At 69.9% G+C, this 23,245-nt stretch carries 24 protein-coding genes; 10 read left to right on the forward strand and 14 right to left on the reverse strand.

Annotated features, from left to right (window positions below):
• Positions 1-111: 111 nt before the first annotated feature.
• The 7 genes from AC3WOH_RS13995 to AC3WOH_RS14025 all read left to right on the forward strand — a co-directional run bounded on the left by AC3WOH_RS13995 (position 112) and on the right by AC3WOH_RS14025 (position 5,588).
• Positions 112-849: an endonuclease/exonuclease/phosphatase family protein gene (locus AC3WOH_RS13995; RefSeq protein ID WP_184859917.1), complete on the forward strand. Its 738-nt coding sequence runs from the start codon at positions 112-114 to the stop codon at positions 847-849.
• Positions 849-2,069 (forward strand): cardiolipin synthase ClsB, encoded by a 1,221-nt coding sequence (gene clsB / locus AC3WOH_RS14000; RefSeq protein ID WP_492229914.1) that lies wholly within the window; start codon positions 849-851, stop codon positions 2,067-2,069. The genes AC3WOH_RS13995 and clsB overlap by 1 nt, the downstream gene beginning before the upstream one ends.
• Before the next feature lie 162 nt (positions 2,070-2,231).
• The gene (folE, locus tag AC3WOH_RS14005) at positions 2,232-2,960 is read left to right on the forward strand and encodes a GTP cyclohydrolase I (RefSeq protein WP_184859921.1); all 729 of its coding nucleotides are present in this window, start codon (positions 2,232-2,234) and stop codon (positions 2,958-2,960) included.
• Between the two features lie 2 nt (positions 2,961-2,962).
• Positions 2,963-3,385 (forward strand): BLUF domain-containing protein, encoded by a 423-nt coding sequence (locus tag AC3WOH_RS14010; RefSeq protein ID WP_184859923.1) that lies wholly within the window; start codon positions 2,963-2,965, stop codon positions 3,383-3,385.
• Positions 3,386-3,593: 208 nt separating this feature from the next.
• Positions 3,594-4,475: a DMT family transporter gene (locus tag AC3WOH_RS14015; protein WP_492229915.1), complete on the forward strand. Its 882-nt coding sequence runs from the start codon at positions 3,594-3,596 to the stop codon at positions 4,473-4,475.
• Positions 4,476-4,480: 5 nt separating this feature from the next.
• Complete coding sequence (locus tag AC3WOH_RS14020; RefSeq protein ID WP_492229944.1) at positions 4,481-5,341, forward strand: DUF429 domain-containing protein; 861 nt, start codon at positions 4,481-4,483, stop codon at positions 5,339-5,341.
• Between the two features lie 4 nt (positions 5,342-5,345).
• The gene (locus tag AC3WOH_RS14025; RefSeq protein ID WP_492229916.1) at positions 5,346-5,588 is read left to right on the forward strand and encodes a hypothetical protein; all 243 of its coding nucleotides are present in this window, start codon (positions 5,346-5,348) and stop codon (positions 5,586-5,588) included.
• On the opposite strand, the gene AC3WOH_RS14030 is transcribed toward AC3WOH_RS14025, so the two are convergent.
• Genes AC3WOH_RS14030 through AC3WOH_RS14060 form a run of 7 tightly spaced genes read right to left on the reverse strand, consistent with a single transcriptional unit; the run spans position 5,589 to position 13,119 of the window.
• On the reverse strand, positions 5,589-6,200 hold the full coding sequence (locus AC3WOH_RS14030) for an alkylhydroperoxidase domain protein (RefSeq protein ID WP_492229917.1): 612 nt from the start codon (positions 6,198-6,200) through the stop codon (positions 5,589-5,591).
• Positions 6,197-6,865, reverse strand: coding sequence for a CMD domain protein (locus AC3WOH_RS14035; protein WP_492229918.1), 669 nt, complete (start codon positions 6,863-6,865; stop codon positions 6,197-6,199). Before AC3WOH_RS14035 ends, AC3WOH_RS14030 begins: the two co-directional genes overlap by 4 nt.
• Entirely contained in the window at positions 6,862-7,968 is a 1,107-nt protein-coding gene (locus tag AC3WOH_RS14040; protein WP_492229919.1) for a putative FMN-dependent luciferase-like monooxygenase, read from the reverse strand. The genes AC3WOH_RS14035 and AC3WOH_RS14040 overlap by 4 nt, the downstream gene beginning before the upstream one ends.
• Positions 7,898-9,610: a dipeptide ABC transporter ATP-binding protein gene (locus tag AC3WOH_RS14045; protein ID WP_492229920.1), complete on the reverse strand. Its 1,713-nt coding sequence runs from the start codon at positions 9,608-9,610 to the stop codon at positions 7,898-7,900. Before AC3WOH_RS14045 ends, AC3WOH_RS14040 begins: the two co-directional genes overlap by 71 nt.
• Positions 9,607-10,497: an ABC transporter permease gene (locus AC3WOH_RS14050; RefSeq protein ID WP_492229921.1), complete on the reverse strand. Its 891-nt coding sequence runs from the start codon at positions 10,495-10,497 to the stop codon at positions 9,607-9,609. Before AC3WOH_RS14050 ends, AC3WOH_RS14045 begins: the two co-directional genes overlap by 4 nt.
• Before the next feature lie 3 nt (positions 10,498-10,500).
• On the reverse strand, positions 10,501-11,442 hold the full coding sequence (locus AC3WOH_RS14055) for an ABC transporter permease (protein WP_492229922.1): 942 nt from the start codon (positions 11,440-11,442) through the stop codon (positions 10,501-10,503).
• A 27-nt stretch (positions 11,443-11,469) separates the two neighbouring features.
• Positions 11,470-13,119: a TIGR04028 family ABC transporter substrate-binding protein gene (locus AC3WOH_RS14060; RefSeq protein WP_492229945.1), complete on the reverse strand. Its 1,650-nt coding sequence runs from the start codon at positions 13,117-13,119 to the stop codon at positions 11,470-11,472.
• A gap of 321 nt (positions 13,120-13,440) precedes the next feature.
• Here AC3WOH_RS14060 and AC3WOH_RS14065 point away from each other — a divergent pair, with 321 nt between their 5' ends.
• From AC3WOH_RS14065 to AC3WOH_RS14075, 3 genes are all read left to right on the forward strand, one after another.
• Positions 13,441-14,007 carry an OsmC family protein gene (locus AC3WOH_RS14065; RefSeq protein ID WP_492229923.1) on the forward strand — a complete coding sequence of 189 codons (567 nt, stop codon included), beginning with the start codon at positions 13,441-13,443 and terminating at the stop codon, positions 14,005-14,007.
• 23 nt (positions 14,008-14,030) lie between these two features.
• Positions 14,031-14,831, forward strand: coding sequence for a VOC family protein (locus AC3WOH_RS14070; RefSeq protein WP_492229946.1), 801 nt, complete (start codon positions 14,031-14,033; stop codon positions 14,829-14,831).
• Positions 14,832-14,923: 92 nt separating this feature from the next.
• Positions 14,924-15,607, forward strand: coding sequence for a histidine phosphatase family protein (locus AC3WOH_RS14075; protein ID WP_492229924.1), 684 nt, complete (start codon positions 14,924-14,926; stop codon positions 15,605-15,607).
• 6 nt (positions 15,608-15,613) lie between these two features.
• Here AC3WOH_RS14075 and AC3WOH_RS14080 read toward each other — a convergent pair whose 3' ends face one another.
• From AC3WOH_RS14080 to AC3WOH_RS14110, 7 genes are all read right to left on the reverse strand, one after another.
• Positions 15,614-16,315, reverse strand: coding sequence for a hypothetical protein (locus tag AC3WOH_RS14080; protein ID WP_492229925.1), 702 nt, complete (start codon positions 16,313-16,315; stop codon positions 15,614-15,616).
• A 26-nt stretch (positions 16,316-16,341) separates the two neighbouring features.
• Positions 16,342-16,743: a response regulator gene (locus AC3WOH_RS14085; RefSeq protein ID WP_492229926.1), complete on the reverse strand. Its 402-nt coding sequence runs from the start codon at positions 16,741-16,743 to the stop codon at positions 16,342-16,344.
• Positions 16,744-16,748: 5 nt separating this feature from the next.
• Positions 16,749-18,977 carry an ATP-binding protein gene (locus tag AC3WOH_RS14090; protein ID WP_492229927.1) on the reverse strand — a complete coding sequence of 743 codons (2,229 nt, stop codon included), beginning with the start codon at positions 18,975-18,977 and terminating at the stop codon, positions 16,749-16,751.
• Complete coding sequence (locus tag AC3WOH_RS14095; RefSeq protein ID WP_492229928.1) at positions 18,974-19,618, reverse strand: biliverdin-producing heme oxygenase; 645 nt, start codon at positions 19,616-19,618, stop codon at positions 18,974-18,976. Before AC3WOH_RS14095 ends, AC3WOH_RS14090 begins: the two co-directional genes overlap by 4 nt.
• Before the next feature lie 168 nt (positions 19,619-19,786).
• Positions 19,787-21,133 (reverse strand): tetratricopeptide repeat protein, encoded by a 1,347-nt coding sequence (locus AC3WOH_RS14100; RefSeq protein ID WP_492229929.1) that lies wholly within the window; start codon positions 21,131-21,133, stop codon positions 19,787-19,789.
• Positions 21,134-21,177: 44 nt separating this feature from the next.
• Positions 21,178-21,786, reverse strand: coding sequence for a hypothetical protein (locus AC3WOH_RS14105; RefSeq protein WP_492229930.1), 609 nt, complete (start codon positions 21,784-21,786; stop codon positions 21,178-21,180).
• A gap of 3 nt (positions 21,787-21,789) precedes the next feature.
• Positions 21,790-23,193 (reverse strand): amidase, encoded by a 1,404-nt coding sequence (locus AC3WOH_RS14110; RefSeq protein WP_492229931.1) that lies wholly within the window; start codon positions 23,191-23,193, stop codon positions 21,790-21,792.
• Positions 23,194-23,245 lie beyond the last annotated feature (52 nt).

Here is a 23,245-nt window from a genome sequence, read left to right on the forward strand (position 1 = left end):
AAGGTAACAATCTGTGTTCAAGCACAGTGTATGCCTGCCAGCGCCATTCCGCGATGCGGGAAACCCGCCCCGCCTCGCCAAGTGTCTGTTGCTTGCGACACAATCGGCGCCATGGACAACACGGACATCCTGCGGGTGGCGACCTACAACATCCACAAGGGCGTGCAGGGCATTGGCCCGGCCCGTCGGCTGGAGATCCACAACCTGGGCCATGCGGTCGAGCAGCTCGATGCCGACATCGTCTGCCTGCAGGAGGTGCGCCGGCTGAACCGGCAGGAAGCCAGGTATTTCCAGCGCTGGCCGGAGCTGCCCCAGGCCGAGTACCTGGCGCCCGAGGGCTACGAGGCGGTCTACCGCACCAATGCCTTCACGCGCCACGGCGAGCATGGCAATGCGCTGCTCTCGCGCTGGCCGGTGATCGGCCACCAGCACGAGGACATTTCCGACCACCGTTTCGAGCAGCGCGGCCTGCTGCATGTGGAGGTGGATGCCCATGGCCGCAACATCCACGTGATCGTCGTCCACCTGGGGCTGATCCCGGGCAGCCGCATCCGCCAGATCGAGCGGCTGCAGCGCTTCATCGAGCGCGAGGTGCCTGGCAACGCGCCGCTGGTGGTGGCCGGCGACTTCAACGACTGGGGCCTGCAGGTCAAGCGCATGCTGGCGGGCTTCGGCCTGTACGAGTTCGAGGAGCCGCGGGCCTTCACGTACCCGGCGCGCCTGCCCCTGGTGCAACTGGACCATGTCTACGTGCGCGGCCTCACACCCCTGTCCCTGCAGGTACCGCGCGGGCGCATCTGGTGGCGCATGTCCGATCACCTGCCCCTCATTGCAGAGTTCCGGCTCTGATGGCCCAGAACCCGGCCCTGGCCGCCGACCACCGGGTGCGCCTGCTGCAGGGCGCGCAGGAGCTGTTTCCCGCGCTGGTCGAAGCCATGGACGCGGCGCTGTCGGACATCCAGTTCGAGACCTACATCTTCGATTTCACCGGCAGCGGCGCCAGCGTGGCCGAGGCCCTGGAGCGGGCTGCCCGGCGCGGCGTGCGCACCCAACTGGTGGTGGATGGCGTGGGCACCGGTCACCTGCCCGGTGAATGGGCCGGCCGCTTTGCGGCAGCGGGCGTGCAGGTGCGGGTGTATTCGCCGCTGGGGCCGCTGGGGCTGCTGCTGCCGCAGCGCTGGCGCCGCCTGCACCGCAAGCTGTGCGTGGTCGATGGCTGCGTGCTGTTCTGCGGCGGCATCAATGTGCTGGACGACCTGCACGACCCCAACCATGGCGCGCTCGCAGCGCCGCGCTTCGATTTCGCCGTGCGCGCCACCGGCAGCCTGGTGGCGTTGGCCAGCGACACCATGGACCAGCTGTGGTGGCGCATGCAGGCCCTGCGCGACATGCGCGAGCGCCGCCTGCCCGAAGCACTGCAGGCCTTGCGCGCGGCCAGTGCCGCAAAGCATGCGGCCGATGAGGTGGCACAGCAGGGCCCGGCCATGCGTGCCGCGCTGCTGCTGCGCGACAACGTGCGCCACCGCAGCCGCATCGAGAAGGCCTACCGCCGGGCCATTGGCGGGGCGCGGCACGAGGTCATCATCGCCAATGCCTACTTCATGCCGGGCGGCAAGCTGCGCCGTGCGCTGCTGCTGGCCGCACGCCGCGGCGTGCGCGTGCGCTTGCTGCTGCAGGGGCGCTACGAGTACTTCATGCAGTACCACGCGGCGCGGCCCGTGTATGGCGCGCTGCTGGCGGCGGGCGTGGAGATCCACGAGTACGCGCCGAGCTTCCTGCACGCCAAGGTGGCCGTGGTCGATGCGCTGGGCGAGCGGCCCTGGGCCACGGTGGGCTCGTCCAACCTCGATCCTTTGAGCCTGCTGCTGGCGCGCGAGGCCAATGTGGTGGTCGAGGATGCGGCCTTTGCCGCCGACCTGCGCGAGCGCCTGGTGCAGGCCATGCAGCAGGCGGGCCGGCGCATGGAGCCGGCGCGCTATGCGGGCCGGCCGCTGGGCCAGCGGGTGCTGGACCAGATGGCCTATGCCTTGATGCGCCTGGCGCTGTGGGTGACGGGCAAGCGCTACTGACGGTGCCATGGCTGCGGGCAGCCACGCATGTTTCATGCGTATTGCGCAGGCCAGGGCGCTTTTTGCTATCCAAAAAGGAGCATCATCACAATGCCTGCCGGGCGGCAGGTGCACAAAACCCCGGATGGGCGGTGCCCCGCGTTCACTGTTACGATGCCGGGCATGTCCAGTCCCACTGCAGCCGATATGACGACCACCCCGCCGGACGACGAAGGCACGCCCGTTTCCGTCAAGATCCGAGAGCGCCTCAAAACCGCGCGCAAGCGTTTCAACGCCAATGACAACATCGCGGAATTCATCGAGCCGGGCGAGCTGGAAAAGCTGCTGGACGAGGTCGAGTCCAAGATGCAGGGTGTGCTCGACAGCATGGTGATCAACACCGCAGGCGACCACAACACCCGCAACACGGCCCGCCGCGTGGCCAAGATGTACCTGAACGAAGTGTTCAAGGGCCGCTACGTCACGCAGCCGCCAATCACCGAGTTCCCCAACGCCGAGCACCTCAACGAGCTCATGATCGTCGGGCCCATCACCGTGCGCAGCGCCTGCAGCCACCATTTCTGCCCCGTGATCGGCAAGATCTGGATCGGCGTGATGCCCAACGAGCACACCAACGTGATCGGCCTGTCCAAGTACGCGCGCCTGGTCGACTGGGTCATGGGCCGCCCGCAGATCCAGGAAGAGGCGGTGGTGCAACTGGCCGACCTGATCATGGAAAAGACCCAGCCCGATGGCCTGGCCATCGTGATGGAGGCCAGCCACTTCTGCATGTCCTGGCGCGGTGTGCGCGAGATGGACAGCAAGATGATCAACTCCGTGATGCGCGGCGTGTTCCTCAAGGACCCGGCGCTGCGCCGCGAATTCCTGTCCCTCATCCCTGGAAAGAACTGACCATGCTCGTACGCCTGCTCTATGCCAGCCGCGCGGTGGACACCTCCCCCGCCGCCATCGAGGCCATCCTCACCCAGTCGCGCCAGCACAACCCGGGCAGCGGCATCACCGGCGTGCTGTGCTACGGCGGCGGCATCTTCCTGCAGGCCATCGAAGGCGGCCGTGCGGCGGTGAGCGACCTCTATGGCCACATCCAGCGCGACCCGCGCCACAAGGACGTGGAGCTGCTGCACTACGAGGAGATCACCGAGCGCCGTTTCGGCGGCTGGACCATGGGCCAGGTGAACCTGTCCAAGATCAACCATTCCATCTTGCTCAAATACTCGGAGAAGCCCGAGCTTGACCCGTATGCGGTGTCGGGCAAGGTGTCGTTCGCGCTGCTCGAAGAGCTGATGGCCACGGCGTCCATCATCGGCCGCGCGTAAAAGTGGGGCGCTTGGCTACTGCGCGGGCTGATCTCGCGCCTGCGGTACTCGCCGCACGGGAGTGCGGCTGCGTTCCTCAACGCAAGCTCAGGCCGCTCGCTACGCCAATCACTCCCACTTTTTCCTGATGGCATAGCCGTTGGTACTCCAGGCCGCAGCTGCCAGCGCGCTGCGGCCTTTTGCTTTTCTTTTTCCTGCATTTTTCACCGTGACCCTCAATGCCTTCGGCCTCATCATCCTGGCGGGTTTGATCCACGCCTGCTGGAACATCGTGGCCAAGAAGGCGGGGGGCGATTCGCGCTTTGCGTTCTTCACCTCGGTGCTGATGATGCTGTTCTGGGCACCGCTGGGCTGGTACCTGGGGCGCGATGTGGTACCGCTGTGGGGGGCCATGGAGTGGGGCTTCGTTGTGGCCAGCGGGCTATTGCACGTGGGCTATTTCGTCATCCTGCTGCGCGGCTACAGCAAGGCCGATCTCACGGTGGTGTACCCGCTGGCGCGCGGCTCGGGGCCGCTTTTGTCCTCGCTGGTGGCGATCACGCTGCTGGGCGAGCGCATCTCGGCGCTGGGCGTGGCCGGCATCGCGGGCGTGGTGGGGGGCGTGTTCCTGATCGCGGGCGGACCTGGCCTGCTGCGCGCCGCGCACGACCCGGCTGCGCGCGAGCGCGTGCACAAGGGCATGCTCTACGGCCTGCTCACGGGCGCCTTCATTGCCAGCTACACGGTGGTCGATGGCTATGCCGTCAAGATCCTGCTGATGTCGCCCATCCTCGTGGACTACATGGGCAACTTCGTGCGCGTGTTCCTGCTCGCGCCCGTGGTGCTGCGCGATCTGCCCACGGCCGGGCAGATGTGGCGCGCCCAGTGGCGCTTTGCGCTGCTGGTGGCGGTGGTCAGCCCCGTGGCCTATGTGCTGGTGCTCTATGCGATGAAGGAGGCACCCATGTCCCATGTGGCGCCGGCGCGCGAGGTGTCCATGCTTTTTGCCGCGCTGATCGGCGGCCATCTGCTGGGCGAGGGCGACCGTGTGGCGCGCGTCTGCGGTGCGGTGTGCATCGCCGCCGGTGTCACGGCCTTGGCGCTGGGGTGACAGCGGTGCTCCTTGGCTGCGATTTTTCGAGCAGCCCCACGCGGCGCAAGCCCGTGGTGCTGGCCCTGGGCCGGCGCGAGGGCGCGCGCGTACAGCTCACCGAGCTGGTGCGCCTGGAAACGCTGGCTGCCGTGGGCCGCTGGCTGGCCGAGCCGCGCCCCTGGGTGGGCGGCTTCGACCTGCCCTTCGGCCTGCCGCGCGAGCTGCTGCAGACGCTGGGCTGGCCGCTGCAGTGGCATGCCAGCATGCAGCACTACCGCACGCTTACGCGCCCGCAGATCCGCGAGGCCTTCGCTGCCTTCTGCGATGCGCGCCCGGTGGGCGGCAAGTTCGCCCACCGGGCGACCGACGGGCCCGCAGGCTCCAGCCCGTCGATGAAGTGGGTGAACCCGCCGGTGGCCTACATGCTGCATGCGGGGCTGCCGCTGCTGCTCGATGCCGGTGTGCACCTGCCGGGCCTGCATGCGGGCGACCCCACGCGCGTGGCGCTGGAGGCCTACCCCGGCCTGCTCGCGCGCGAGGTGCTGCAGCGGCGCAGCTACAAGAGCGACGACGTGGCCAAGCAGACGCCGGAGCGCCTGATCGCACGCAAGGACTTGCTGACCGCGCTGGAGCTGGGGCAGACACGCCTGGCCCTGCGTCTGAAGCTCACCCATGCCCAGCGCGATGCCCTGGTGGCCGACGCCAGCGGCGACAGCCTGGACGCCGTGCTGTGCATGCTGCAGGCAGCCTGGGCCGAGCAGCGCCATGCCGAGGGCGACGCGCTCTATGGCCTGCCACCCGGGCTGGACCCGCTGGAGGGCTGGATCGTCACCGCGCCCATGCCCCTGGCGGGTGCAGGGGCGCAAGGCCGCGCTCCACAATAGGGCCATGACAGGTCCATCCGCTTCCCTGCAGGCTGGCCGGCTGTGGGCTGCTGCAATGGCCTGCGCGCTACTTGCCACAGCGGCGCTCGCCGCCCCCGCGCCCTGGTTCTACTGGCGCAGCAAGGTCGATGGCCAGCGCGTCTGTGCCCAGACCTCACCCGGCAGTGGCTGGGAGAAGGACAGCCCGCCTTACGACGGGCCGGGCTGTGCCCCGCGCCGCAAGGTGCTCATCGTCCCCATGCGCTGATCAGACCTTCACTGCAGCTTCTTGCGGCTCGCCCAGCGAGAGCATCAGCCGATTCGCCCAGTTGAAGAAGGCCGCGCCATGCAGCGCGTCCGAGATCGCCTCTTCGTCCAAGCCCTGCGCGCGCAGTGCCGTGATGTGTTCGGTGCCGAAGTCCAGCGGAGTGTTCGTGAGCGCGACCGAGGCCTGCACGATGGCGTTCCAGCGCGGGCCCAGGTCGGTGTCCGTGCCTTCGTCGAGCAGGCGCTGCACGTCGTCCGCGCGGCCCGAGAAGTGCGAGGCGAAGCGCGCATGCACCGAGGCGCAGTAGATGCAGCCGTTGTGGCGCGAGGCGGCCGTGGCCGACAGCTCGCGCTCGGCACGCGGCAGGCCGGCGTCGGGGTTGTAGAAGATGTCCTTGTCGGTGCGGGTGCGTGCGCCCAGGATGTCGGGGTCGCGCGCCAGCAGCCTGAAGTAGGGCGACTTGGCGCGCGATGCGTCCACCAGGCCTGCCAGGTGGCGCTCGGTCAGCTCGTCCTCGGTCAGCGGAGCCAGCCAGGGCAGCCATTCGAGCTGGGCCTGCGTGAAGGCCACGGGTTCCTGGCTGCCGGGGTGGGAGAGGGTGGTATCGGTCATGCCTGGGTGGTCTCGCTGGATGCTTGGTTGCCGGTGTGTGCGGGAGCGGCGGCCAGGGCCCGCAGGCCGGCCACCACGCGGATCTGGAACGCCAGAAAGGCGACCAGCTGCGACAGGGTCACGATCTCGGTGGTGCGCCAGCCGGCGTCGAGCAGCGCCTGCAGTGCTGCGGGGCTGGCATCGCGCGGGTGCAAGGTGAGCAGGTGCGCATGCTCCAGCGCGGCCGACAGCGGCGCGCCGAGCACGGCGCGCTGGGCCTCACCCACGCGGTAGGCGGGGCCGGGCGTGTCTTCCTCGCTCAGCGGGCCGGGCGGGTAGGCGCCGTAGGGGCCACGGGCCGTGCCGCGCACCACCTCGGCTGCGATGGCCTGGGGCACGCCGGGGCGGGCCTGGCGCGCGCCCTCGGCGGCCAGCGCGGCGTTGTAGAAGGCCGTGGCATCGGGCTGCTGGTGCAGGCCCGCCACGAAGGCCGCCACGGCCTGGCGGTCAGCCAGGCTGAAGCGGCCGGGCTGCGGCGCCGCGGGCTCGAACAGCGCCAGGTAGCTCTGCTGCGCATGGGTGCGCGCCTGCAGGCGGTGGCGGCGGAGGGTGTCGAGCCGGTCGCCGGGCGCAATGCCGGTGAGCAGGTCGATCACGTCGGGTGTGGTGTCGGCGGTTTGGGTCATGCGGGTTCCGTGAGGGGTTGCAAAAGAGGGGCGCGAGGAGCCGCTGCGGGCGGATGCCGGGGCACCCAGCCCAGGGCGGGGGCCACCTCGGTGGCGGTGAGCTCGATGGAGCGCAGGATGGCCGCGTGCGGCGGGTCGATGGAGTGCACCTGGAACACGAGGTCCGTCACGCGTTCCAGCGTGGTGTCCGCGCGCAGCGAGGCGATCACGTCCTCGGGCGTGCCCAGGTGCACGTCGTAGGCGGCGACCAGCTGGGCCAGCGGCGCATCGGGACCCAGGCGGGGCGCGCTGCCCGACGGGGCAGCATGCGCGGCAAAGCGCGCGGCTGCGCGCCGCAGGCCCGTGTCGGCCAGGCGCAGCGCCTCCTGCCGGCTGTCTGCCACGAACAGGCTGCGCGAGCCCACGATGCGCGGCGTGGCGCCGGCGGGCAGTGCGGCCAGGTAGGCATCGATGATGGGGTTCTGGATGTCCGCCAGCGAGGCCTGGGGCGCCTCGCCGGGCCGTGGCTGGGTGCGCGAGAGCATGAGCCCGTCGCCCGCCAGACCGGCGCGCGTGCCCCCAGCCACCGAGAAGGTGGCTTGCCAGATGCGGCCGAGCAGCTGTTGTGCGGCGGGGTAGAGCGTGTCGCCACCGGGCAGGGGCTGACCGGCCCAGGCGTTGCGCAGCACGGCCAACTGCCGCGCGAAGATGGCGGAGCGGTCTTCGCTGTCGAGCCCGAAGGCGGCGAACGACTCGGGCGTGCCGCCCGTGCCCACGCCCACGTCGAGCCGGCCGCCCGAGAGCAGGTCCAGCACGATGGCGTCTTCGGCCACGCGCACGGCGTTTTCCAGTGGCAGGGTGATGATGCCCGTGCCCAGGCGGATGCGCTGGGTACGCGCCGCCACATGGGCCAGAAAGACCAGGGGCGAGGGCAGGCCGCCTTCGTGCTCGTGGAAATGGTGCTGCGCGACCCAGGCCGAATCGAAGCCCAGGGCTTCGGCATGGGCGATCTGCTCGGTCACCAGGCGGTAGCGCTCGCCCGCCGGGGCGTCGTCAAGCAGCCTGCTGAAGAAGCCCAGGCGCTTCGGTGTCGGATGTGGGGTCGAGGTCGTTGTCGAGGGCATGGTCGTGGTTTCTGGGGGCGGCGTTGCCGGGAATGGCGTTGATGAGCTCGCGCGTGTAGTCGCTGCCGGGTGAGAGGAACACGTCCCGCACGCGCCCCGCGTCCACCTGGCGGCCGGCCTGCAGCACCGAAACGGTGTCCGCGATCTGGCGCACCACGGCCAGGTCGTGCGAGATGAAGAGGTAGGTCAGCCCCAGGTCGCGCTGCAGCTGTTCGAGCAGCGCGAGGATCTGCGCCTGCACGGTCACGTCCAGGGCCGAGACGGCCTCGTCGAGCACCAGCACCTGCGGGCCCAGGATGAGCGCGCGCGCAATCGCCACGCGCTGGCGCTGCCCGCCCGAGAGCGCGCGCGGCGGGCGCTGCAGAACGGCCGGCGGCAGGCCCACGCGGGCCAGGATGTCGTGCACGCGGCGCTCACGTTCGGGCCGGGCGATGGGCTCGTAGTTGAGCAGCGGCTCCTCGATGATCTGGTAGACGGTCTGGCGCGGGTCCAGCGAGCTGAAGGGGTTCTGGTGCACCAGCTGGATGCGCCGGCGCGCCTGGCGCAGCGCTTCGCCGCGCAGCGTGGCCAGGTCCACCCCTTCGACGAGGATGCGGCCCGCCGTGGGCCGCGCAAAGCCCACCACGTCGCGGATGGTGGTGGTCTTGCCCGAGCCCGACTCGCCCACCAGCGCATGCGTGGTGCCGCGCCGCACCTGGAAGCTCACGCCATCCACCGCACGGAAGGGCTGGCGCTGCCCCGCCACGGGGAACTCGTGCACCAGGCCTTCTACGGCAATGGCGATGTCCTGCGCCGAGCCATCCTGGTGTGTGGGGGTGGGGCGGAAGAGGCCGCCCGACAGCGAAGGTGCATCCGCCAGCAACTGGCGTGTGTAGGCGCTGCCGGGGCGGCGCAGCAGGTCCTGTGTGGGGCCCTGCTCCTGGATGCGGCCGCCCTGCATCACGACGAGCCGGTCGGCCCGGTCGGCGGCCACGCCCAGGTCGTGCGTGACCAGCAGCACGGCTGTGCCGTCCTCGCGGCGCAGCCCGTCGATGAGGTCCAGGATGCGCCGCTGCACCGTCACGTCCAGCGCGCTTGTGGGCTCGTCGGCAATGATGAGGGCCGGGCGCAGCGCGATGGCGATGGCGATCAGCACGCGCTGCTTCATGCCGCCCGAGAGCTCGTGCGGGTACTGGCGCGCGCGCAGTGCGGGCTGCGACAGGCCCACGCGCTCGAGCAGCTCCAGCACACGCGCCTGGATGGCCTGGCGGTTGCCATAGCGGTGGATGCGCAGGATCTCGCCGACCTGCTCGCCCACCGTGCGCACGGGGTTGAGCGAGCTGGTCGGGTCCTGCGGGATCAGGCTCACCACGCGGCCGCGCACGCCGTCCAGGCGCTCGGGCGACCAACCTGCGATGTCGGTGCCGTTCAAGCGGATGGCGCCGTGTTCGAGTTGGCCGTTGTCGGCCAGCAGGCCGATCACGGCCTGGGCCGTGGTGGTCTTGCCCGAACCCGATTCGCCAACCAGGGCGACCACCTCGCCGGGCGCAATGGAGAACGAGACGCCGTGCACCACGCGCTGGGTCTGTTGCTGCCGGTCGCGGTAGGCGATGGCCAGGTCTTCGACCTCCAGCACCGGTGCCTTGGCGGTGAGGCTGCTCATGGCCGGCCTTTCGCGATGGCCGCGCTGATGCGGTTGGCCGAAAGCACCACGGCCACCACCACCACGCCGGGCACGGTGGTGAGCCACCAGGCGGTGGCAATGTAGTTGCGCCCCTCGGCGATCAGGAGGCCCCACTCGGGCGTGGGCGGCGGCGCGCCGTAGCCCAGAAAGCCCAGGGTGGAGATGGACAGGATGGCCGAGCCGAACTGCAGCGCCGCCATCGCGATCACCGAAGTCAGCGAATTGGGCAGCACATGGCGCCACAGCACGGCGGCAAAGCGCCCACCACTGCCGAAGGCGGCCTCCACGTACTCGGAGCGGCGCACGCGCACCACCTCCGAGCGCACCAGCCTTGCGAAGGTCGCCACCGAGGCCACACCCACGGCAATGGCCGCGTTGATGGTGCCAAAGCCCAGGATGATGATGATGGACAGCGACAGCAGCAGTGGGGGCACGGACAGCAGCACGTCCACCGTGCGCATGAGGGCATCGTCCACCCAGCGGCCCACCGAGCCCGCCACCAGGCCCAGCAGCGTGCCCAGTACCAGGCCCACGGCCACTGCGACGAAGGCGCCCGAGAGCGAATGCACGGCGCCGTGCACCAGGCGCGCGTAGGCATCGCGCCCCAGCGCATCGGTGCCCAGCCAGTGCGCGGCGCTCGGCCCCTGCAGCTGGTGCCCGGCCGTGCCCTGGATGGGGTTGTAGGTGGTGAACAGGCCCGGTGCCAGCGCCCAGAGGGCAACGAGGGCGATCACCGCCCAGGCCAGCAGCAGTGTCGCGGGCGTACCGCGCAGCCAGCGGGCAGCAGCGCGGGCGAGGGTGCTGAGCGGGCGCTGTGCTGCGCCCTGCAGCAGTGCCTGGTCGGCAGTGCTTGTGTGTGTGGTCATGGGTCAGGCTCCGGGGGAATGGCGCAGCCGCGGGTCGAGCACCGGGTAGAGCAGGTCCACGGCCAGGTTGATGAGCACGAAGGCCGTGGCCGAGAACACCACCACGGCCTGCAGCACGGCCGTGTCCTGGTTGCCCACGGCCTGCTGGGTGAGGCTGCCCAGGCCGTTGAGGCCGAAGACCGCCTCCGTCACCACGGCGCCGGCCAGCAGCTCGCCGAACAGCACGCCGGCGATGGTCAGCGAGGGCAGCAGCGCATTGCGCGCCACATGCTTCCACAGCACCCACTGGCGCGTGGCGCCCTTGGCGCGCGCCACGGCCACGAAGGGCTGTGTGAGCACCTCGTCGATGTTGCGCAGCAGGATTTGCGCGAGCGGTGCCGAGATCGGAATCGCCAGGGTGAGCGTGGGCAGCACCAGCCCCTCCCAGCGGCCCGGGTTGATCACGGGGATCCAGCCCAGGCGGAAGGACACGATCTGGATCAGCATGATGCCCAGCCAGAACACCGGCACCGAGACGAACAACGAGGGCAGCGATTGCAGGGCCGAGCGCAGCCAGGAAAGGCGTGCGAGTTGCGCAGCAAACGCCAGCGCCACGGCCAGCAGCAGCGCCGTGGCAAAGCCGAAGCTGGCCAGCCGCAGCGTGGGCGGCAGGTTGGTGGCCAGGCTCTGGCTGACCGGAACGCCGGCCTGCACCGAATAGCCGAAGTTGCCCGTGAGGAAGCCGGTGAGGCTGTGCAGGTACTGGCGCCACACGGGCGTGTCGGCCCCGTAGGCGGCGCGGATGTCCGCGATCTCCTGCGGGCCCAGGGCGAACTCGGGGCTCAGGAACTTGATCAGCACCGCATCGGCCGGCAGCAGCTGCAGCAGGATGAAGGACGCCGTGAAGGCCGCCCACAGCACCAGCAGGGCCTGGCTGATGCGGTGGGCGAGGTAAGGCAGGTTCATGCAAGGCCTCCGTGCTGCTGCGCCCTATCAGGGCTGCTTGCTCACCCAGGTGCTGTAGAAGCTGGGCCGGCCCACGGCCTCGAAGCCCACATCACGCACCCAGGTGGCGCCCGCGAAGGCCTGGGGCTCCTCGAACACCGGGATCACATAGGCCTGGTCGATCAGGTAGTTCTGCACCTCACCGGCCAGCGCCAGGCGCTTGGCCGGGTCGGTCTCGGCGGCGATGGCATCGAGCAGGCCGTTGAGCTTGTCATCGACAAAGGCCTTGACCTTGCTGCTGACCCCGCCCTTTTGCAGCAGCACGTTGCGGTTGGTGGGGTAGTAGTTGCTCTTGATCACGTCGGGGTCGGCGCGACCCACCATGCCGGGCGAGACCGGGGTCTTCTCGGGGTCGAGGTTGTCCACCGTGCGGCTGCCGCTGTCGCCGGCCAGCACGTTGAGCTTCACGCCCACCTTGGCCCACTGCTGGGCGATGAGCTGCAGCGTCTCCTTGTTCTGCGGTTGGGGCAGGGATTCGTAGGCCGCCAGCACCAGCTCCTTGCCGTCCTTCTGGCGCAGGCCATTGGCACCCAGGGTCCAGCCGGCTTCGTCCAGCAGCTTCTTGGCGGCGGCCTCGTCGTAGGCCAGCTTGGCCGAAAGGTCCACATAGCCTGCGGCAGTGGAGGCGATGACCGACTTCGCCTGCGGGTAGTTGGCCGAGAACAGGGTCTGCACGATCTCCTGTGTGTTGGTGGCGTGCAGCAGGGCCTTGCGCACCTTCACATCGGCCACCAGCGCGTTGTCGGGGCGGAACACCACGCTGTTGTTCACGCCGCGCGTGGAGGGCGCGTAGATCTGGAACTTCTGCTCCTGCACGCGCTTTTCGTCATAGGCCTGCACCTGGCGGATGAAGCCGGCCTGGCCCGCCAGCAGCGCGCCGATGCGCACGCTGTCCTCGGGCGTCACGATGAACTTGACCTCGTCGAGCCGCGCGCGGCCCTGGTGGGCCAGTTTGGCCGGGCCCCAGGTGTATTCCTTGCGCGCCTGCAGGGTGAGTTCCTTGCCCAGTGTCTCGCTGGTCACGACGAAGGGCCCGGAGCCGATGATCTTGGTCGCGTCGCCCAGTTCCTCGAAGGGGCGTGCCAGCGTGGCCAGCGACACCAGGCCCGAGCCGATGACCGAGGTGCCCTGCAGGAAGCCGGGCGAAGGCTTCTTGAAATAGAACTTCACCGTGAGCGGGTCCACCACCTCGCTTTTCTCGTAGTTGTTGATGACCTCCGAGACGGGCAGCTTGAGTTCCTTGTTGCCCAGGCCATAGGTGTCGAAGTTCTTCGCCACGGCGGTGGCGTCGAGCGGCGTGCCGTCGGAGAAGGTGACGCCTTTGCGCAGCTTGAAGGTGTACTCGGTGGCCGTGGCGTTCACCTCCCACGATTCGGCGATCCAGGGCTGGATCTCCAGCGTCTTGGGGTCCTGGTAGGTGAGCTTGTCGGTGATCTGGTTGAGCACGCCGCCATTGGGGTAAAAGCCCCCGGCCGGCGGGTACAGGTTGGTGTGGGCCTGCTGCTCGAGGTACACCAGGGTGCCGCCCTGCACGGGGCCGTCGCTGGCTGCGGCAGCGGCTGGCGTGTCCTTTTTGGAGCAGCCGGCCAACAGCACGCCCAGCGCCAACACCGGGATGCCCACGGCAGCCCAGACCATCGATTTCTTCAGGGGAAACACGTTCATACCTCGCGCCGCGAAGGGCTCCAAAAATGCGTTCACAACTCCGGCTGCCGCCCTCGGCGCAGGCCAGTCCACGCAATTCATGGTATCGGCGCTACATAAACGCATTGGTATAAAAAGTAGGATCGTTATTTGGAAACCGCGCGTGCACGGGCCGCGCTCCATATCCGGAATGCGCATAAGCGCGCGCGGTTTTGTCGCTTCCCAGGCGGCGGTGCGGCGCCGAACAATGGCCCGAACGTCCGTGATCCGCGCTTTGTCTGCCGCGGCACGCACGCACCGGAGAACCGACCCGCCATGAGCCACCTGAACGACTACCTTGCCGAGAAACGCGCCGCGGTGCTGGCGCGCCAGGCCGCCATCGACGCCGGCACGGCCCAGCCCGCCGCGCTGAAGGCGCGCGTGAGCGCCGAGGGCCGCAGCGGCGTGCGCCGCCTGCGCATCCGCGACCACCAGGTCATCAGCGACAGCCCGCCCGATTTCGCGGGCTACAACCTGGGCCCGAGCTCGCCCGAACTGCAGCTCGGCGTGCTGGGCACCTGCGTCACGCACATCTTCCTGATCCACGCGGCCGAGCGCCAGGTGCCGCTGGAAAGCCTGGAAGTGGAGGTCACGGGCATCATCGACCCGCGCGGCGGCAAGCCTGGCCACGAGGCCACGCCCATCTGGCCGCACGAGATCGCCTACACCGTGCACATCGACTCGCCCGCGAGCCGTGCCGAGATCGACGCCCTGTTCGAGGCCGTGGAGCGCAACTGCCCCATCCTCAACCTGCTGCGCAACCCCCAGGCCATCCGCGCCGAGGTGAAGCTCACCAATTCCAAGGCTGCGGCGCCCGTGGTCGAAGAGGCGGTGGCGGCATGAGCGCCGGCACCCCCGCCCAGGCCCTGGCCTTGCCGCTCGACCATGTGGTCATCGCGGTCAACGACCTTGACGCCACCATCGCCGACTACCGCACGCTGGGCTTCAACGTGCTGCGCGGTGGCGACCACCCCGGCCGGCCCACGCACAACGCCCTGGTGGTGTTTGCCGACGGCAGCTACTTCGAGCTGATCGCCTGGCGCGAGCCGGCGCCCGCTGACCGCTGGTGGCAATTGCTGCAGCAGCACGGCGAGGGCATCATCGACTTTGCCCTGTTGCCGCCCGGCACCGCCACCACCGCGGCGGCGGCGCAGGCGCGGGGCCTGGCGCTGAGCGGTCCGCACGACGGCGGCCGGGTGCGGCCCGATGGCGAGCAACTGCGCTGGCAGACGGCGCGCCCGCCCTCGCACGACCTGCCCTTTCTGTGCGGCGACCTCACGCCGCGCGCGCTGCGTGTGCCCGAGGGCGAGGCGCGCGTGCATCCCAATGGCGCCATCGGCGTGGCCAGCCTGTCCATCGCGGTGCACGACCTGGCGACCAGCCTGGGCCGCTACCGGGCCCTGCTGGGCGAACCGCCGCAGGGCGCACCGGCCAGCCATGCCAGCGCCGCGGTGGACCTGCCCCACAGCGACGTGCAGATCGGCCTGGTGCGTGCCGGTGCCAGCACCCTGGTGCTGGGCGCACCGCGCAGCGGCGAGGGTGCCCTGGCCCGCCATCTGGCCACGCGCGGCGAAGGGCCTTACGCCCTGGTCCTGGCCCGTGGGACCGAGGGTGCAGCGCCGGTGCTCGATCCGGCACTGGCGCATGGGGCCCCCATCCGATTCTGAGCGGCCGCCTTTCCCGCCTGCCAATGCTGTGCGGGAAAGCACTGGCAAGCGACTTGCTTGCATTGCTGTGCATGCATTCGATAATGGACGGGATGACCGAACTGATACTGATACGCCACGGCGAGACCGACTGGAACCGTGAGCTGCGCTTCCAGGGCCAGGTGGATGTGCCCCTGAACGCCACGGGCCACGAGCAGGCACGCCGCCTGGCCGAGCGCCTGGGGGCCGAGCGCCTGGCCGTGGACCACCTGGTCTGCAGCGACCTCATCCGCACGCGCCAGACTGCGCAGCCCGTGCTGAACACGCTGCTGCCCGCACTGCACATCGACGATGTGGTGGACGCCAGCCTGCGCGAGCAGAGCTTTGGCCTGGTCGACGGCATGCGCGTGGACGACATCAAGCTGCAGCATGCGGGCGCCTGGGAGAACTGGCTGCGCTTCGACGCCGACGGCGGCATGCCCGGCGGCGAGACCACGCGCCAGTTCCACACCCGCGTGATGGACGCCGTGCGCCGCCTGGCGCAGGAGCATGCGGGCAAGACCCTGATGGTGGTGACGCACGGCGGCGTGCTCGACATGGTCTGGCGCACCGCGCAGGGCGTGGGCCTGCACGGCCCGCGCCAGAGCGACATCCCGAACGCCGGTTTCAACCGCGTGCGCCTCGACGGCGACGCCATCGAGCTCTTGCACTGGGCCGATGTGCGCCACCTGGCGGACCTGCCACCCCAGCCGGTCTACGACCAGAAAAAATTGCTGGTGGAGAGCGCCGCCGAGTGAGCCGCTTCAGGCGGCCGGCAGGCTGATGTCGATCTGCCGCTCGCTGGCCTGAACCTGGACCTGGAGAGGCTGCGCCAGTTGCAGCAAGGCGGCCAGGTCCAGCGCCGGTGGGCGCGCCGGGCCACCGGCCTCGGGCGGTGGCAGGAAATCCGGCGACGCGGTCGAGGTGCCGTGGGCGCGCACCCGCACGCCGAGCGTGCCCAGGGGTTCCACCGTGACCTGGGCGGGCGCCGGGCCAGGCTGTTCGGCCAGGTGGTAGATGGCGGCCAGCACCAGGTACAGCAGCGTGTGTGGCACCTTGGTGTCGCCCTCCCAGCCGGGGGCGTCTTCGGCCAGGGGCTCCATCTCGGTGCCGCGCACCATCAGCATCGGGCGCGCCAGTTCCACGGCTTCGCGCGCCAGTTCCAACACGGTGTGGCGGTCGTTGATCTGCAGGTCCCACAGGCGCAGCCGGCGGATATGGCGCGAAATTTCGGAGAGCTGCTCCTCGATCTGCTCCACGCGCTCCACGGCCTGCTCGGGCGGCATGTCGCCCTGGCCCAGGCGGCGCTTGAGCAGCATGGTGCCCATGCGCATCACCGACAGGGGGCTGGCCACATCGTGCCGCAGCACCGGCATGGCACGCATCAGCACGGCATGCTGCAGGCCGGCATCCGCCAACTCCCGGGCAGTATCGGGCACAGGGGGGGCGGGCTTCTTGGCAGGCATGGGCAGGCGGAGGTCTTGGGGGAGGCTCAGGGAGCGGGTGGTGCCTGCAGCGCGGCGGCGCAGCGTGCCAGCAGGGCATCGAAGGCGTCAAAGTCGAGTGGCTTGCCCAGGATGTAGTCGAACACGGCCATCTGGCCGGCTGCGGTGCGGGCGTTGCCCGAGGCCATGCCCGTGATGGCAATCGCAAAGCAGGGGCCAGCGCCGTGCGTGGCCACGCTCGCGCGCAGCAGGGGCACCAGGTCCGAGCCACTCATGTCCGGCAGGTTCTGGTCGACCAGGAAGATCTGCACGGGCTTCGCGCGGGCCAGCTCCAGCGCGCGGGCCGCGGTGGCGGCCGTGCGCACGGCATGGCCTTCCATGGTCAGCAGTTCTTCCAGGAGTTCGGTGGCATCCCGGTTGTCGTCGATGACAAGGATCTCTAGCGGCATGGTGGTCAGGAGGATGGATGTTCGGCGGTGCCGGGCGGGCGCAGGGGCAGGTGCACGGTGAATACCACGTGCGGCGCTTCGTGGGCGTAGCCGATGCGACCGCCGTGGCCCTGCACGATCTGGTGCGCGATGTACAGGCCCAGCCCCAGCCCGGAGCGGTTGCGCGCCTTGCCCACGGACGAGGACTTGAACGGGGTGAACAGATCGGCCGCCACCTCGGGCGCGATGGCCGGGGCCACATTGCGCACCTGGACCACGGGCCCGGTCTCGGAGCCCTGGGCGCGCACTTCGACCGGGTGGCCGGCATCGCCATGGTGGCGGGCATTGCTGATGAGGTTGGCAAACACCTGGGCGATGCGGTCGGGGTCGGCCTCGGTGCGCAGGCTGTCGGGCAGGTGTGCCACCAGCTGCAGGCCCGGATGGGCCGTGCGCGCCTCGTCCATCAGGTCGGTCAGCAATTGCACCAGGTCGATGCTGGCGGGCTGCAAATCCAGGCCCAGGCGGCTTTGCAGCCGCGACATGTCCATCACCTGGCTCACCAGGCGCTGCATGCGGCTGCTGCTGGACTGGATGCGCTGGCCCAGCCGGCCGGTGTGGGCATCGGTGCCATTGTTCTTTTCGAGCACCCGGGCCGCCATGCTGATGGAGTGCAGCGGGTCGCGCAGGTCGTGGCCCAGCACGGCCATCAGGTGGGCGCGTGCGTTGTTCAGTTCGGCATGGCGGGCACTCTGGGCGCGCACCAGTTCCGCGAGCAGCTGGCGGGCGATCTCCAGGTCATCGCCGGCCCATTGCTCGGCGGTGGAGCGCACGATCTCCTTCCACAGGTCGAACGAGCCGCGCGGCGTGAGGCGCGGGCCCAGCGGGCCGGGGCGCACCTCCTTCTCGGGCTTGCCGCCCCAGTGGATGGTCTCGATCTGTTCCTTGCGCAAAAACACCAGCCAGCTGCCTCGGTGCATGTCCAGTGGCAGGGCGAGCACGCCGCACCAGGGAGACAGCTGCACGCCGACCTCGGGCGCTTCCAGTGGCAGGGCATGGGTGGCGTACAGGGGGCTGCCGGCGTGCGTGGCGTCCAGCCACCGCAGCAGTGCCCGGGCGGCAGGGCCACCGATCTCTCCCTGGGTGCACAGCTTGCTGTGCTCGGAGACGATGAGGGCGTCGGCGTGCATCGACTGCATGAGGGCACCGGCATGGGAGCACAGTGCGCTGAATTCGTCGTCGGAGTGCAGCACGCTTTCCATCACGCGGGTGCGCAGCTCGGCCACCTGCTGCTGGCGTTCGGCCTGCTTGCGCGCCAGGGCTGCCTGGATGTTGGCGCCCAGCATCTGCGCCATCACATCGCAGGCCATGCGCACGCTGTAGGGCACCTGGCGCGGCCCCATGTGGTGGCAGGCGAGCAGCCCCCACAGCCGGTTGTTGATGACGATGGAGATGCTCATGGACGCGCCCACGCCCATGTTGTTCAGGTACTCGATGTGGATGGGCGAGACGCTGCGCAGGATGGCTGCGCTCAGGTCCAGCACCGCACCACCGGCAGACACCAGGGGGACCGGCGTGGCCTGGACGTCGGCGATCAGGCGCAGGGTGTTGGCCACGTACAGCGCGCGCGCCTGGGCCGGGATGTCGCTGGCCGGGTAGCGCCGGCCCAGGTACGGGTCGAGAAAATCCGCGCACGATTCGGCCACCACATCGCCGCTGCTGTCCGGTCGGAAGCGGTAGGCCATCACCCGGTCGAAGCCGGTGAGTGCGCGCACCTCCTGCGTGGCCAGCTGCAGCAGGTCGTCGATGGAAGCGCGCGGGCGGCGCAGCTTCTCCATGGCGCGGTGCGCCTGCACGGCAAAGCCCGTGAGTTCATCGCTCGATGCCTGGCGCGCCTCGAACTCGATCACCAGCAGCTCGTGCGACTGGTGCAGCACCACGTCGAAGCGGTGGCCCGCGGCCTCCAGCTCGGTGGGCATGGGCAGGTCGGCCGCAGCGCCCAGGGCGGCCAGGCCTTCGTCCAGCAGCTCGCCCAGGGCCGGGTGCTGCGCGACCAGGGCGCTGCCAGGCAGCCGTTCGCCCGGCTGCAAGGCATGGCCCAGCAGGGCCTGGGCATTGCCGCTGGCGTGGCGCACCAGGCCACTCGCGTCCACGGCCACGAGCACGCCATGGGACTGGATGGAGCCCGGAATGTGGATCGGTTCGCGGTCGCAGTTCTCCAGCGTGGCTGGCTGCATGGGGCCTGCGCCGGAGCTCATGCCGGTGTTCCTTCAAGCGCTTCTGCATGCGCCTGCATGCCCTGGAAGGCCGCCCGTGCGCCGTCGCAGGCGGCCGCAACGGCGGCGGTCGAAACCAGGTGGGTACGCAGCAGCGCCATGAAAGACTTCCAGCGCGCCCCGGTGCCGGTGCCATCGCCCTGCAGGTAGCGCAGCGGGTGCGGGGCCAAGTGCAGCGCAAGCCTGCGGTAGAGCACCTGCCCGCCCAGTTGCGAGCCTTCCACCACATAGGCCATGCCCCAGTGCACGGCGTCTGCCTGGTTCGGGTGGCGGGCCAGTGCCTGGTCCAGGCATTGCAGTGTGGTTGTGCTGGGTTCGGGCCAGGGCTGAATGCTGGCCTGCTCCAGGTCCTGCCGCAGGGCCGCGAGCCGTTCGGGGGGCGCAAAGCAAAAGCCCGTCTCCTGGGACTGCAGGTGCAGCAGCAGGGGCCACAGTGCCTGCAGCCAGGCAGCGACCATGTGCGTGTGCGCGGCGTAGTCGGCCAGGGTGGCACCCTCGCGGCCAACAGGCAGGCTGGCGTCGAGCCGGGCATGCTGCCCGGCGGTGGCTTGGCGCAAGGCCTGCAGCGCATCGGTCGTGGCGGCTGGCAGGGAGGGCGTGGGGGCGTGGGCGTTGTGCGGCAAGGTGCGGAAACCGGTGGAGGGAACGCGCACCGCGCCCCGGGGCACTGTGCGTTGCCATTCTAGAACCGGATTGGCCCGCGGCGGGCCCGCGGGGGCAGGGGTTTGCACCGTGCACGGCCCCGCGCCACGACAATGCGCGGTGCGGCTACATGGCCGCGAGGTCCTGTCCTACGCGGTGTCCAGGGGGCCGTCCAGGCCCAGTGCCGCATACACGCTCCGCAGCTGCCGTGCCAGGCGCTTGGACTCGGGTTGGGCGTTGGCCTGTGGTTGCAGCAGGTTCTGCAGCGGGGCCCACTGGCCGCTTCGGGCCAGCGCGTCGAGGTAGATCTGGTGGAACAGGTCGCGCTGCGCATGGCTGCCGCCCACGGCCACCAACTGCGGTAGCGCCAGGCCCAGCTGCTGCGCGGCAGTGGCCCAGTCGCCCGTGGCATGCGCGAGCAGGCCCTGGGCGGCGGGCACGCAGACCTGCTGCCAGACGGTGCGTTCGTGCGCCTCGGTGCGGCTGGCGGCGTGGGCCCCGATGTGCTGCAGCAGTGTGCGCGCTTCGGCCACACGGCCGGCACGGGCCAGGCCGTAGAGGTACTGCAGGTCCAGGAAGGGCAGCACCTGGTCCGACAGGCGCTGTGCCAGGTGGCTGGCCACGTCGGCCCAGCGCGCGGGGCCCACGTCCACGCCGGCCAGCTCCAGCCGTGCGAGCAGCGAGACGGCGTTGATCTGGTCCTGCGTGTATTCCTTGACCACACCCCAGACCTGCTGGTCGTACAACGCCAGCACCTCGGCATGGCGGTCCTGTTCCAGCAGGAACAGGGCCTGGTGCCACCAGTTGTGGGTGACCATGAAGGAGTTCAGGCCCGTCCAGGTATCGCTGACTCCGGCCAGGAAGTCCGCGCCCTCGGCAATGCGGCCCTGGGTCAGCATCACATGCGCCAGGGCGTGGTGGGCCCAGGGCTCCTTGCGGCACAGGGCTACCGCATGCCGGGCCGAGGCCTCGGCGCGGTCAAGCAGGTGGCACTGCTCCCAGCCAAAGGCCAGCATGCCATGCAGGTAGGGCACTTCGGCCGCTGCGGGCAGCGCGTCCAGGGCGATGCGCAGCATGCCCGGCGAATCGCCGCGGTTGAACAGGTGGTACTGGCCGAGTTTGAGCGAAGCCAGGTCGCGCGGGTGCAGGCGGGCCTGCTCTTCGTGCAGTGCAATGGCGCGCGGCAGGTCGCCCGCCACCCAGGCGGCCACGGCGGCGACAAAGCGCTGCTCGCGCTCCGTGGCCCTGCCGGCAGCGGCCTGCGCGCGCTGCAGGTAAGGCCGCGCATTGCGGGGCGCATCGGCCGACTCGGCAAACATGTGCAGTGCCGCGCAGCAGGCCTGAACGATGGCGCTCGCGTCCTGTTCGGCGGCGAGCACGTTCACGGCGCGTGCCTCGCAGGCGATGAAGCCCTCGACGAAATCGTTCAGGGCTGCCAGGCTGCCTGGCTCGTGCAGGGTGACGGGGTTGCCCAGGCTGTCGGTGGCGGTGTGCATCGGTGCATTGTGCGGCGCAAGGGCGAGGCGTGCCTTGCGCTGGCTCATTTCCCGTTGATGAGGGCCAGGTACGCGTTGCGCGTGGCGGGCGATACCGATGCCACGAGCTGCTCGTGCGGTGTCTTGTGGCGCGCCAGCATGCGCGCCGTGGCGATGGTCTTGGACTTGCAGAACCAATGGCAGCTGTGCTGCATGAGCAAGAGCTCCGCCGTCATCACGAAGGCCTTGTCCTTTGGGGAAAGGTGCTCGCTGTTCTGCGCCACGCTGGCAATACCGCGCGCGTGGATGGCCAGGGCGCGGCGCATGTCGAAGGTGGCGGCGGGCAGGATGGCCTGGGCGAACGGGATGGCCAGGGCCAGCCGGCTCACGCGGGCCTGCACTTCGTCGACCTTGGAGAAATCGGCCGCGAAGCGCGTGAACTGCTCGGCCAGCTGCGATTCGGTGGTCTCCAGCAGCGACCAGATCTGGCCGCGCCGCTCGTCGGTGCTTTCGCCCAGGGCGCGCAGGTAGCCCTCGGTCAGCGCCTCCATGAGCTTTTCGATCTGGTAGTTGGCCAGGTGCGCGCCGAGCAGCGCAATGCGCTTGCGCTGCTCCTTGGCATTGAGCATGTAGACGCCGCTGGCGATCAGGATCGACAGGATCAGGACGTCCATGGATCAGGCCTTGGGTGGCTGGGGCCAGGGGCGCTGGGTGCCGCGGACCAGTTCGAAGGCGCGCGAGACCTGCAGCACGCCCAGGTCGTCGAAGCGCGCACCGGCGATCTGCAGCCCGATGGGAAGGCCGGCCCGTGTGTAGCCGCAGTTGACCGATGCGGCAGGTTGCTCGGACATGTTGAACGGCACGGTGAAGCCGATGTGCTCCAGCGGGCGCAGCGGGTCGTTGGTGGGCGAGGGCAGCTCGGCCTGGAAGGCGACGTTGGGCGCCACGGGCGAGATCACGTAGTCGAAGGCATTGCAGGCCTTGACGGCGGCCACGCGCGTGAGGTGGAACTGCTGGCTGGCGTTGAACACCGCCTGGCCCGACATGCCTTCGGCGCTGTCGGCCCAGGCGCGGATGTAGGGCAGCACCTTCTCGCGTTTGGCGGGGGCCAGGGCCTGCATGTCGGTGAAGGAGCGCATGCGCCAGAAGTGGTCCATACCGTCGAGCATGGCCTGCGTCATGAACGGGCGCATGGGCACGATGGTGGCGCCGGCAGCCTCCATCAGGCGCGCGGCGTTCTCCACGGCGGCGCGCACCTCGGGGTCCACGGGCAGGCCGCAGCCGGCGTCCAGCAGCAGGCCGATGCGCAGGCCGCGCAGGTGCTCGGCACCCTGGTCGAAGCGGTCCCAGGCGATGTCCTGGGCGGGCAGGCCCATGCTGTCGCGCGCGTCGGGGCGGCTCAAGACCTGCATCATGAGCGCGGCATCGGCCACGGTGCGGGTCATGGGGCCGGCGGCGCGGCCGGTGTAGGGTGGGTCGATCGGGATGCGGCCCAGGCTGGGCTTCAAGCTGAAGATGCCGCACCAGCTGGCCGGCAGGCGCAGCGAGCCGCCGATGTCGGTGCCGATGTGCAGCGGGCCGTAGCCGGCCGCCGCGGCCGCGCCACCGCCGGCACTGGAGCCGCCCGGGCCCTTGCTGGTGTCCCAGGGATTGCGCGCCAGGGGGTGGAAGCTCGACAGCCCGGAGGACAGCATGCCGTAGTCGGGCATGGTGGTCTTGGACACGACCACGGCACCGGCCTCGCGCATGCGCGCAGCGGGTGGCGCATCGGCCGCAGCGGACACCAGGTCCACGGCGGCCGTGCCGGCCGGCAGCGGATCCCCCTCGGTGGCGATGTTTTCCTTGATCGTGGCCGGCACGCCGTCGAGCAGGCCCAGGGGCTCGCCCCGGGCCCACCGGGCCTCGGACGCGCGCGCCTGTTCCAGCGCCCGCTCGGGGCGCAGCAGGTAGGTGGCCTGGATGTGGGGTTCCCAGGCTGCGATGTGGTTCAGCACGGCCTGCGTGACCTCGACGGGAGAAAGCGTGCGCTGGCGGTAGGCCGCGGTCAGTGCGTGGGCGGGCAGGTCGTGCAGGTCACTCATGGCAGGGGGCGGAGGGGCAGGGGAGGGCTAGAGAAAAAGGCTGCCGTGCACG

The organism is Acidovorax sp. FW305-C-20-28 (assembly GCF_058783375.1).